7 protein-coding genes and 1 pseudogene are annotated in these 11,909 nt (G+C 67.0%); 7 read left to right on the top strand and 1 reads right to left on the bottom strand.

Annotated features, from left to right (window positions below):
* The 5 genes and pseudogenes from TW83_RS21195 to TW83_RS14985 form a co-directional block, all read left to right on the top strand.
* Window positions 1-225: pseudogene (locus tag TW83_RS21195) on the top strand (hypothetical protein); the annotation flags it as partial.
* On the top strand, window positions 222-950 hold the full coding sequence (locus TW83_RS15000; RefSeq protein ID WP_045983584.1) for a transcriptional regulator NanR: 729 nt from the start codon (window positions 222-224) through the stop codon (window positions 948-950). The pseudogene TW83_RS21195 and the gene TW83_RS15000, both read left to right, overlap by 4 nt.
* Window positions 947-2,023, top strand: coding sequence for an FAD-dependent oxidoreductase (locus TW83_RS14995; protein ID WP_045983578.1), 1,077 nt, complete (start codon window positions 947-949; stop codon window positions 2,021-2,023). The genes TW83_RS15000 and TW83_RS14995 overlap by 4 nt, the downstream gene beginning before the upstream one ends.
* A gap of 132 nt (window positions 2,024-2,155) precedes the next feature.
* Window positions 2,156-4,405, top strand: a complete 2,250-nt coding sequence (locus TW83_RS19475) for a methyl-accepting chemotaxis protein (RefSeq protein ID WP_052714924.1) — start codon at window positions 2,156-2,158, stop codon at window positions 4,403-4,405.
* A gap of 200 nt (window positions 4,406-4,605) precedes the next feature.
* On the top strand, window positions 4,606-5,607 hold the full coding sequence (locus TW83_RS14985; protein WP_045983577.1) for a TerC family protein: 1,002 nt from the start codon (window positions 4,606-4,608) through the stop codon (window positions 5,605-5,607).
* A gap of 1,415 nt (window positions 5,608-7,022) precedes the next feature.
* Here the strand turns inward: TW83_RS14985 and TW83_RS14980 are convergent.
* On the bottom strand, window positions 7,023-8,048 hold the full coding sequence (locus TW83_RS14980) for a tartrate dehydrogenase (protein WP_045983582.1): 1,026 nt from the start codon (window positions 8,046-8,048) through the stop codon (window positions 7,023-7,025).
* A gap of 919 nt (window positions 8,049-8,967) precedes the next feature.
* On the opposite strand from TW83_RS14980, the gene TW83_RS19470 reads away from it, so the two are divergent.
* Together TW83_RS19470 and TW83_RS14970 are read left to right on the top strand one after the other, a co-directional pair.
* Window positions 8,968-9,339, top strand: a complete 372-nt coding sequence (locus tag TW83_RS19470; RefSeq protein ID WP_157001640.1) for a hypothetical protein — start codon at window positions 8,968-8,970, stop codon at window positions 9,337-9,339.
* A partial coding sequence (locus TW83_RS14970; RefSeq protein ID WP_052714922.1) for a response regulator occupies window positions 9,336-11,909 on the top strand: 2,574 nt, incomplete at its 3' end. The genes TW83_RS19470 and TW83_RS14970, both read left to right, overlap by 4 nt.

Here is an 11,909-nt window from a genome sequence, read left to right as displayed (position 1 = left end):
CGTCCGCGCCCGGTGGCCGGGGTCGTGGCCGCGCTGGCGGCGCTGGCCGGCGCGCCGGTCCATGATGCGCAGGGGGGCGATCTGGTGCGGCTGCATCTGGGCGGGCGCATCCTGCGCGCCAACCTGACGCCCGATGCGCGGGCGGGGCTGGCGCCCTGGGGCTGGGATCAGGACGACGCGCCGGATTTGCAGGCGGGCGCGGGCCGTCCTAAACCATGGGCATGATGCAACCGACCGACCCTTCCGACCGAATCGTCCGGCGCAAGCTGTCCGACCAAGTGTTCGACCGCCTGCGCGACATGATCGCCAGCGGAGAGCTGACGCCCGGCGCGCCGCTGCCGTCAGAACGCGACCTGATGGAGCGTTTCGGCACCGGCCGCCCCGCCGTGCGCGAGGCGCTGCAGCACCTGCACACCATGGGCCTGATCACCATCAGTCACGGCGAGCGAAGCCGCGTGAACGCGCTGAGCGCGGACAGCGTCCTCAGCCGCGTGGACGACGTGGCGCGGATGCTGTTGTCGTCGGAACCCGACCAGCTGGACCACCTGAAGCAGGCGCGGCGGATGTTCGAATGCGGGCTGGTGCGCATGGCCGCCCAGACCGCGACAGAGGCCGATGTGGCCGACCTGCGCGACCTGATCGCCGCGCAGCGCGACTGTCTGGGCGATGCCGCGCGCTTTGTCACCCAGGACATGGCGTTCCATGCGCGCATCGCGGCGATCTCGGGCAATCCGATCCTGATTGCCACTAGCCAATCGATGCTGCGCTGGCTGTTTCAGTATCACGGCGTCCTGCTGCATTGGTCGGGCAACGAACAGGTCACCCTGCGCGAGCACGAGGCCATCACCGATCTGATCGCCGCGCATGATCCGGACGGCGCGGTGGCCGCGATGCAGGCGCATCTGGACCGCTCGGTGGGTCTTTACGCGCATCAGAACGCCCAGGGGTGAGCGGGACGCCCATCCTGCTGTTGGGGGCGGGGCATGCCAATCTGCTGGCGCTGCCGCCGCTGCGGGCGGCGCTGCCGGAGGCGGCCGTTCTGCTGGTCGACATGACCGAACAGGCGACCTATTCGGGCATGTATCCCGGCTTGATCGCGGGCCATTACCACGCCGACCAGCTGAGCGTCGGGCTGGTGGATTTCGCCGCGCGGCACGGGGCGAGTTTTCTGCGCGCGCGTATCACCGGGATCGACCCGGTCGCGCGCCAGGTCACGGCCGTGCAGCCTTGCGGCACGGCGCAGCGTCTGGATTATTCCCAGGCCGCGCTGGATGTGGGCAGCCACGGCGTCATGCCCGAAATCGCGGGGTTTCGTGACCACGCGCGCGCCGTCAAGCCGCTGCGCGCAGATCTGCCGTTGCCCGACCGGGGCCTGCCGTCGGTCGTGATCGGCGGCGGCGTGGCGGGGGCCGAGATCGCGCTTGCCCTGTCCCATCGCCAGCGCGCGCCCGTCACTTTGGTCGAGACCGGGCCCCGCATCGCCGCAGCTTTGACGCCACGCGCCCGGACCCTGCTGCGCCGCGCACTGGAGAGGGCAGGGGTCGCGATCCTGACGGAGGCGCGCGTGCATTGGGTCGCGGCCGATCACGTGGTGCTGGCCGATGGACGGCGGATCGACAGCGCCCTGACCCTGGGCATCGCCGGCGCGCGTGCGCCGGACTGGTTGGCGCGCGATCTGCCGGTGGACGAGGCGGGCTTTGTCCGCGTGGGGGCGTGCCTGCAGGTGCCGGGCCATCCCGACCTGTTCGCGGCCGGCGACTGCGCCTTCATGACCCACGCCCCGCGCCCAAAGGCCGGTGTCTTTGCCGTGCGTCAGGCGCCCGTGCTGGCGGCGAACCTTGCCGCGCGGCATCTGGGCCGCCCCTGCCGGGCGTTCCGGCCGCAGCGCGACTATCTGAAGATCATCTCGCTTGGCGGGCAGGAGGCGCTGGCCCAGTGGCACGGCATCGTCCTGCAGGGCCGTTGGCTGTGGCGGATCAAGGACCGGATCGACCGTAAATTCATGGCCCGCCTGAAGGGCTAGCCCGTCGACGGCCGTCGGGATCGATCGATTTGGTCACGTTCGACGGCGGCCCGGTAACGGATCGGAAACCTGTGGCTGCTATCCCGGCGGGACAGACCTCTTTCCCGACCAACCCCCAAGAGAGGGGCAAGCATGCCGTTCCGTTCCATCTCCATCCGCGCCAAGCTGGCCCTGTCCGCCGCCGCGCTGACCGCCTTTGCCATCGTCGCCGTGATCGCGCTGACGACAAGCCTGATGACGCGCGATTCGGCTCGCGAATCCGAGGCGCATGCCAGCGCGCTGATGACCGGCTATGCCGCGACCATCGCGCAGGAGGTCGGCAGCGTCATCGACACTGTCCGCACCGGCGTCGCCGGGATCGAGGGGGCGATCGCCGACGATCCCGCAAATCGCGATGCGCTGGCCTCTATCGTCACCACGATCCTGCGCACGCGGCCCGATCTGGTCGGGATGACGCTGGCGCTGGAACCCGACGCGCTTGGGCCGGACGGTGCCCATCTGGGCAGCCCCTATGCGGATGCCGCCGGGCGGTTCGTGCCGTATTTCTTCTACGCCCCTGACGGAAGCATCGGCATCGAACAGTTGGACATGCGCCCCGAGGCCGGGACCGACAGCTGGTACGACCGGCCGCTGCGCGAGGATCGTAGCCTGATCACGCCGCCCTATCTGTACCCGGTGAACGGCGCCGAGGTCCTGATGACCACCGTCAGCGGCGTGGTCCGCGACGGCACGCGGCCGGTGGGCGTGCTGACCGGCGACGTATCGCTGGACCGGCTGTCGGCGCGGATCGAGGAGCTGCGTCCCTTTGGCGACGGTCGCGTGCGGCTGGTCAGCTCCGGGGGGCTGTGGATCGCGCATGAGGACCGCGCGCTGCTGGGCCAGCCGGTGCAGGCTGCGGACCAGGCGCTGATGGCGGCGGGACCGATGCACTACGCCGAGGTGGACGGGCAACAGTCGATGGTCCTGACAGGGTCTGTCGCCTTTCCCGGCATGGACGAAAGCTGGACCCTGATGATGCATGTGCCGCGCGCGACCGTGATGGCGCATGTCACTCAGACGCGCGACCGGGCGGTGCTGACCGCGGCGCTGATGCTGCTGGGAACGCTGGTCGTCGTCTGGTTCGGCGCGCAGATCATCTCTCGTCCGATCGAGGGGATGACGGCGGCGATGACCCGTCTGGCGGATGGTGATCTGGAGACGCCGGTCCCCCATGCCGGCCGCGGCGACGAGATCGGGGCGATGGCCGGGGCGATGCAGGTGTTCCGCGACCGGGCGCTGACTGCCCGGCGTCTGGAGGCCGAGGCCGAGGCCGCGCGCGACGCCCGCGACCGCGACGCCCGCGCCGAGGCCGAGCGTCAGGCCCGCGTCGTGCGCGAGATCGGCACCGGGCTGGACCGGCTGGCGGCTGGCGATATGACGCATCAGATCGCCAGCCCCGCGCATGATCCCTTTCCGCAAGGCTATGATTCGCTGCGCCTGGCGTTCAATGGTGTCGTGGGCGGGCTGTCGGACACGATCCGACGCATCACCGACGTCGCCAACCAGGTGCGCGGCGGCGCGGACGAGATCAACATGGCCGCCGGAGAGCTGTCCAGCCGCGCCGAGACCCAAGCCGCCACGCTGGAACAGTCCGCCGCGGCCCTGAACCAGATGAACGAGAGCCTGCGCCAGACCGCCGAACGCGCCCGAGAGGCGGAGCGCGCCAGCGGCCAGAACCGCGACATCGCCCGGACCAGCGCGGCCGTCGTGGCCGATGCGGTCACCGCCATGCAGGGCATCCAGCGGTCGTCGGAACAGATCACCCGCATCATCGGCGTCATCGACGACATCGCGTTCCAGACCAACCTGTTGGCCCTGAACGCGGGCGTCGAGGCTGCTCGGGCCGGAGAGGCGGGTCGCGGCTTTGCAGTCGTGGCCTCCGAGGTGCGGGGCCTTGCGCAGCGCGCGGCGGAATCCGCGCGCGAGGTACGTGGCCTGATCTCGCAAAGCGCGGCGCAGGTCAGGACCGGGTCCGATCTTGTGGGCCGGACGGGCGACAGCCTGGGGGTCATCCTGCAGAAGGCGTCGGACGTGTCCGAACAGATCGCGGCCATCGCCCTGGCCACCGCCGAACAGTCCATCGGCCTGTCCGAGATCAACAGCGGCGTGAACCAGTTGGACCAGGTGACCCAGCAGAATGCCGCGGTGGCGGAACAGGCGACGGCGGCGTCCATGTCGCTGCGCCAGCAGGCCCAGGTCCTGTCGACCGAGATGGGGGCATTTACCGTGACCGATCAGGCACCGCCCGCCCAACGCCCGTCTCTTGCACCGGACTTTGCGGTCGAGGCGCGCCCGATCCGGGTCGCGGCCCCGGCCGGTCGAGGGCAGATGCTGGAGTTCTAATGCCGTGCGACGCCGCCCGCATAAGCGCATGCTTGTGCGGGCGGGCGATTCGTGGTACGCGCCGACCTGCGGACCGGGCCCCTCTGGCAGCATGATCGTCACGATCGGCTGCGATGTCGGACCGCATCGAGCGTGCTCGGTGCATCGGTGGCCCTTCCGTCGTCCCTTGCCCCGCACATTTTCAGTCTTGCGAGGGCATCGTGGAACTTCTTCTAAGCGAATTCTTGGGCAAGCCCATCTGGATGTGGCTGCTTTTCATGGGGCTGGTCATCGCCCTGCTGGTCTTCGACCTGGGGGTCCTGAACAAGGACGACCATGAGATCGGGATCGCCGAAAGCCTCAAGCTGTCGGCCATGTACATCACCTTGGGCATCGCCTTTTCGGGCTTCATCTACTGGACGATGGGCGGGGAGGCCACGGCGCAGTACCTGACCGCGTTCATCGTCGAGAAGACATTGGCGATGGACAACATCTTCGTCATCGCGCTGATCTTCAGCTTTTTCGCGATTCCGCGCGAATACCAGCACCGCGTGCTGTTCTGGGGCATCTTGGGCGTGATTCTGCTGCGCGGCATCATGATCGGCCTGGGCGCGACCATCGTCGAGAACTATCACTGGGTCCTGTACCTGTTCGCGGCCTTCCTGATCTTCACCGGCATCAAGATGCTGTTTGCCAGCGACGATCACACGGACATGGCCGACAACAAGGCGCTGAACTGGCTGCGCCGCCGCATGCGCGTCACGGACGAGCTTCACGGCCATGCGTTTACAGTCAAGATTCCCGATCCCAAGACCGGCAAGCTGGTCCGCTGGGCCACGCCCCTGCTGCTGGCGCTGATCGTGATCGAGATCGCGGACCTCGTCTTCGCCGTCGATTCGGTTCCCGCGGTGTTCACCATCACCACGGACCCGTACCTAGTCTACACCTCGAACATCTTCGCGATCCTGGGCCTGCGGGCGCTGTACTTCGCGCTGGCCGCGATCCTGCACCGCTTCGCCTATCTGAAATACGCGCTGTCGATCCTGCTGATCTTCATCGGTTCCAAGATCTTCATCGCGGACCTGATGGGCTGGGAGAAGTTCCCGCCGTCCTGGTCGCTTGGGATCACGTTCTTCATCCTGACGGTGGGCGTGGTCGTGTCGCTGGCCAAGACCCGCGGCCAGTCTCCCGAACCGCTGCCCTTCGGCGAGAACCGGAACTGACCCGGACCATCTGCTTTTCGCGTCGGCGCCCGAAAGGCCGCCGGCGCAAGTTCCGCTGTTCCCATAGCGTGATGACGAAACATTCCGAACGCGCACAGTGACCTGTCTTGGACGCAGAGAAGGCGCGCATGGGTGATCGTACCATGTAGTCTAATCGTCAAGATTACCGAGCCGGGAGAAAATTTCATCCCGCCGTCATTAGGCAGTAATTTCAGATCGCCTTTAATCGATCGCATCGGTTCCGAGCATGATGATCGGCTTCGTCCCTAGTCCAGGCTTCATTCTCGGCGTCAAAGTAAGTCGTACTCCAGACGCAATCGGACGATATCCGAGTTCCGACAAGTCAGTGTCCTCTCGCGCGTCCGTAGCTGGACGCCAGCAAGACCGCGGAGTGAATATGGATGCTGCGGCACAATTCTATGATAACCGGTGACGGCATCATGGCATAAGACACGTTTCCAGCGGCGCTTTTTCCTGTTCCGCTTTTTATAAATTCAGCCCTTCTGTCGGTTTTGCGGGGGAGGGGAGGAACGCGCGGACCATGCAGAGATTTGCTGGTTAGGCCTACAGAGCATGCTATCCAAAAAAGTGATATGCATGCATGTCGCGTCGTTAGGACGGCTACGCTGCCATGGTCTCCGTGCAACTGATTAGTCTCGCCTCGACAAGAACGTGGATGCTTTCTCCGCCGAGAGGCGTAGGAATGAAGGCATCCGTTGATCGTTCACCACCGTACTTTTACGCAGGTCAATCCAACGAAAGCGGCTGACTGGCTGCATACTGTCGGCCCGAATGACGGCAGGGCCCTCTGGCAGGTTTGTCACGACGTGAGACGACGCCGGAGGTCGTGTTCCGCCGCTTTACCAAGAACACAATTACAACTGCCATAACGTCCGTTTGTCAGGGCAGCATACTGTCTCAACATTATCAACGCACGACCGAGAAATCTTGTCGTGATCATCACGTTGAGCAACGATCCTCCTGTAAAACTGCGCTTAGGCCGTAGTACCGTGGCTGGACGGAACTGGCTATCCGTCAATGGGTCACCTCAGCGAACCCATGCGTGAGATTAGCATCAGCAACAATCCAGACCCGGAATTCAGATGATGACTTGCTTTTCTGCAGCGCAAGAATCCGCGCAGGGCGCCCAGGAATCATCGCTATGATGTCTTGCAAAAGCATCCGCGGAACGGCGTGTTGCATAGATATGCGACTGCTGGCACGGGCGGCACCAGTCATCGTCGTTCAACCATGGACCGTTCAATAACCGCGACTGTGCCCAAGGAATTCCCGGCGCGAGGTCAGGATCTTCTGTGGCGCTGGTATCGGCACCGACCCACGCATCTGTCAGCGCTCGCCGGATCGCCGGGCTTGGGTAGGTAGAGACCGACGGGGAGCGCGGGTCGGTGCAGTCCTTACAGCTGCGCCAGAACGGCCGTGGTGATGGCGTCGGTGGTGTCGCGGCCGGGGCGGGTGCCGATGCCGCGACCGGTGGCGGCCTCCAGTGCGGTCATGATGCGGGCGGCGGGGGCCGTCTGGCCCAGGTGGTCCAGCATCATCGCCGCCGACCAGAACGCCGCCATCGGGTTGGCGATGCCCTGATCCGCGATGTCGGGGGCCGAGCCGTGGACGGGCTCGAACATCGACGGGTTGCGGCGCGTCGGGTCGATGTTGGCCGAGGCCGCAAAGCCCAGGCCCCCTTGGATGGCCGCGCCCAGATCCGTCAGGATGTCGCCGAAGAGGTTCGAGGCGACCACAACGTCCAAGCTCTCGGGCGCCATGACCATCCGTGCGCACATCGCGTCGATGTGGTAGCGGGTGACAGCGACGTCCGGGTATTCGGCGGCCAGTTCGTCGGTGACCTCGTCCCAGAAGACCATGCTGTGGCGCTGCGCGTTGGATTTCGTGACCGAGGCCAGCCTGCCCCGCCGCGCCTGCGCCTGTTCGAAGCCGAAGCGCAGGATGCGTTCCACGCCCGCGCGGGTGAAGATCGAGGTCTCGACCGCGACCTCGTCCGGGGTGCCCTGGTGGACGCGGCCGCCAGCGCCGGAATATTCGCCCTCGGTGTTCTCGCGGATGCAGAGAATGTCGAAATCGCGGGTCTTCAGCGGACCCTCGACGCCGGGCAGCAGGCGGTGCGGGCGGATGTTGGCGTATTGGACGAAGGCCTTGCGGATGGGCAGCAGCAGCCCGTGCAGCGACACGGCATCGGGCACGCGGGCCGGCCAGCCCACGGCGCCCAGGAAGATGGCGTCGAAGCCGCGCAAGGTCTCGATCCCGTCCTCGGGCATCATGCGGCCGTGCTGCAGGTAATGATCGCAGGACCAGGGAAAGCTCTCGGTCGCGATGTCGGCGCCGCTGGCCTCCATGACGCGCAGGGCGGCCTCGGTCACGGGAATGCCGATGCCGTCTCCGGGGATCAGGGCGATGCGGTGGGTCATGGAAGGCTCCTCAGATTTCATTCGGCACGGTCTTGTGTTGGCCACGTTCGCGACAGGCCGTGCAGCCCGGATCGCTGTCGATGCCCGGTTACCCGCAGTCCCCGGCCGGCAGAGCATGATCGCACCAGCGACCATCGCGGTTGATCCGGATCGTGCCTGTCCGGAGCCGCCGCATGGCCGGTGACGGGGCGCGTGTAAAGTGCCGGCGCAGGGACCCTAGGTCGGATAGGCCGACAGGTCCATGGCCTGACCCGCGTTGTCAAAGCTGCACGGTGTCGAAAGCCCTCGTCCAGATGAAGTGCCAGTCAGGTGCCGCGTTCGACCGGAATGCCCGGGACGCCGAGATGTCCGGGGCGGTACATCCTGGATTGCCCGACCACCGCCTGAGCGGAGCACCGCGCGTGGACTCCGCAGTCATCGTCACGGAAAGCGATGGGCGGGGCGGCACTGTCACGTATGGCATCCGGTGGAGGGAGTACTGGGCACGAGCAGCAAGCAGGAAGCAAGTGCCGGTCGATCACACGACCCCGCGGGTGGGCAATGCTTTTGAGATCACACACTTCAAGATGCAGCGACGATCGACTGGCCTGCCGCCACTGCCCCATTTCAGAATAGGGCGTTTTTCGCGAAATACACGCGTGCGGGGCGACTGATCCGGTTGGTCCCATGATTTTTAGGCAGCCATGGCAGCGCCGGGCGGGGACGGGGTTCGACGGCCCGTCTGCGAGGGCCGTTGCACGCGTATTGCGTCCCGCGGTGGCCGGGGGCTGCGCGCCCCCGGACCCCCCGTGGGCGCACGGTTACGCCACTGGTTCCGTATGAACCGCATCGTTTTGGACATTCTTGCATTCGACCGGTCTGCGGACGGACGACGCGATGCAAGATATTGTGCACTTCAAGGTTAGGGCAGGAGCACATCGTGACATCTGGAACCGGTGCCGACATGACGGCGCCCGAAAGCGAGGGGGGTGCGTTGAGCGCGCTTTTGCCGGCGCTGGCGCTGGCGCTGGCGGGGCTGGTCGCGCTGGCGGGCCATGCATTGACCCGCCCGGGCGCGCCGGGACAGTTCCTTGTCATGACCCGTCCCGGCCTGCATCGGGCGCAGGTTCTGGACCTGGTCCATGCCGCCGGGGGCGGGGTGATCGCCTTTGGCGCGCTGCCCGGCCTGTCGGTCGTGCTGTCGGGCGACGACGGGTTCGAGGACCGCGTCCGCCAGCGGGGCGCATGGCTGGTGCTGCCCGCGCCGGGATCTTTGGGATGCGTCGCGTCGGACGCGGAGGGGGCACGATGAACGTCGAACTGAACGCGCTGCGGGCGCGCTATGGCCGGATGCTGGTCACGCTGTTCTGGGCGCATGTCCCGGTGATCGGCCTGGCCGCGGCGTGGGTGGGCAGCATGTCACCGCTTACGGCGATGGCGCTGGCCGGGGGGCTTGCCGCGCTTTATCACCTGCTGTGGAGGCTGCGCCGCACTCGGCCGGTGACGCGCAACATCGCCGCCGTGGCCCTGGTGGGCGAGCCTGCGCTGTTCCTGCTGGCGTTCGAGGGGCACGCCTGGCAGATGGACATGCACATGTACTTCTATGCCGTGCTGGCGCTGAACCTGGCATGGTTCGACCGGTCGGCCCTGATCATGTCGGCAGCGGCGATCACCGTGCATCATCTGGTGCTGTTCTATCTGCTGCCGAATGCCGTGTTCTCGACCGACGGCGACGTGGCGCGGGTGCTGTTGCACGGGGCCATCGTGGCATTTCAGACCGCGGTTCTGGTCTGGGTCAGCGACAAGGTCGTCCAGTCCTTCGACCGCATCGGCAAAATGAGCGACGAGATCGTGGCAAAAAGCGCCGCGCTGGAGGAACGCACCCGCGAGGCCGAGGAGGCGAACCGCACCAAGAGCATGTTCCTGGCCAACATGAGCCACGAGATCCGCACCCCCATCAACGCCATCCTGGGCTTTTGCCACCTGGTCCAGCGAACCACGCTGGAACCGCGCCAGCGCGAGCATGTCAGCCGGATCAGCACCGCGGGGGGCGTCCTGCTGCGCCTGATCAACGACCTGCTGGATTTTTCCAAGAACGAGGCGGGGGCGCTGACCCTGGAGGCGCGGCCCTTCGACCTGCGTTCGGCGATGTCATGCCAGGTCCAGATGGTAGCCGACACCATGGCCGCCCGCCGCCTGACCTTGCGCCAGGAGATCGACGAACGCCTGCCCGAGATGCTGGTCGGGGATGAGCTGCGCCTGAACCAGGTGCTGCTGAACCTGTTGAGCAACGCGACCAAGTTCAGCGAGGATGGAGAGATCGTGCTGACCGCCCGCCTGGTCGAACGGCAGGACGACCAGGCCCGGGTCGAGATCTCGGTCAGCGATTGCGGCATCGGCATGACGCCCGACCAGGTGGGCCGGCTGTTCACGCCGTTCACGCAGGCCGACAGCTCGACCACGCGGCGGTTCGGGGGGACGGGGCTGGGGCTGGCGATCTGCAAGCAGATCGTCCAGCAAATGGACGGCTGGATCCGCGCGGAGAGCGTGCCGGGGCAGGGCAGCCGGTTCACCTTCTCGCTGTGCCTGGGGATCGGACAGGTGGACGCCGCCGAGGCGATCCTGCCCTGCAGCGCGATCCGCGCCCTGCGCATCCTGATCGCGGATGACAGCCCCATCGCGCTGAAGATGCTGGAGGCGATCTTTGCCCGCTGGCAGATCCGGGTGATCCTGGCGCCCTCGGGCCGCGCGGCGCTGGACATGGTGCAGGCGGCGGATCAGCGGGGGCATCCCTATGACCTGGTGATCCTGGACTGGAAGATGCCTGATCTGGACGGGCTGCAGACGCTGCGCGCGCTGCGGCGGGTGGTTCTGCGGCGGATGCCCGCCACGATGGTGATGACCGCGCACGGCGTCGACGCCGTCATGGCCGAGGCCGGCGGAGAGACGATCGACCTGTTCCTGGCCAAGCCCATCAACGCGCGCAACCTACTGGATGCGCTCAAGCAGCTGCCCGGGCTGGCCGAACGCCATGTCCCCGAGGTCGCGCCCGACCTGCCCGCCGCCCCCCTTCTGCCCGAGGCGATGCGCGGTCAACGCGTGCTGCTGGTCGAGGACAATCCGATCAACCAGGAGATCGCGGTCGCGCTTTTGGGCGATGCGGGCCTGCTGGTCGATTGCGCCGAGAATGGGCTTGTCGCATGCCGGATGGTCGAAGCCGGTGCGGCGGGCTATGCCGCCGTGCTGATGGACATGCAGATGCCGGAGATGGACGGGCTGACCGCCACGCGGCAGATCCGCCTGACGCACACGGCCGAGGCCCTGCCCATCATCGCGCTGACCGCGCATGCCTATGACGACGAACGCCGCGCCTGCATGCAGGCGGGGATGTGCGATCACGTGACCAAGCCCGTCGATCCCGCGCGCCTGATCGCGGTGCTGGCACGCCACATGCGGATCGTGCCCACCGCCGCCGCCCCGGCCCCGCGGGCCGAGGGGGTTGGCGCCGCGGACCTGCCCGACCACCTGCCGCCCTTCGACATCCCCGCCGCGCTGGCGCGGGTGAACGGCAAGCGGCCGCTGCTGCGCCGCCTGATCCTGTCCTTTGCCGAGGGGAACCGCGATGCTGTCGCGCAGATCGCGCAGCTGATCGCCGACGGACGACGACAGGACGCGCATCGCGCCGCCCATACCCTGAAGGGGGTCGCGGCCTCGCTGGAGCTGCCCCGGATCGCGGCCCTTGCCGGGCAGATCGAGGCGTCTCTGCAGGCCGATGACACGATCGGCATCGACGCGCTGTTGGCGCAGCTGTCCGGCCCGCTGGCTGCGGCGATCGCCGCCGCCGACAGCCTGACGGCGGCGGCGGGCACGCCCCACGCGGCC

Origin of the sequence: Paracoccus sp. S4493 (genome assembly GCF_000967735.1) — a bacterium.
In the GTDB taxonomy this organism is placed as follows: domain Bacteria; phylum Pseudomonadota; class Alphaproteobacteria; order Rhodobacterales; family Rhodobacteraceae; genus Paracoccus; species Paracoccus marcusii.
Note: the sequence above shows the minus strand (reverse complement) of the source record. Positions and strands in the feature narration are given on the sequence as shown.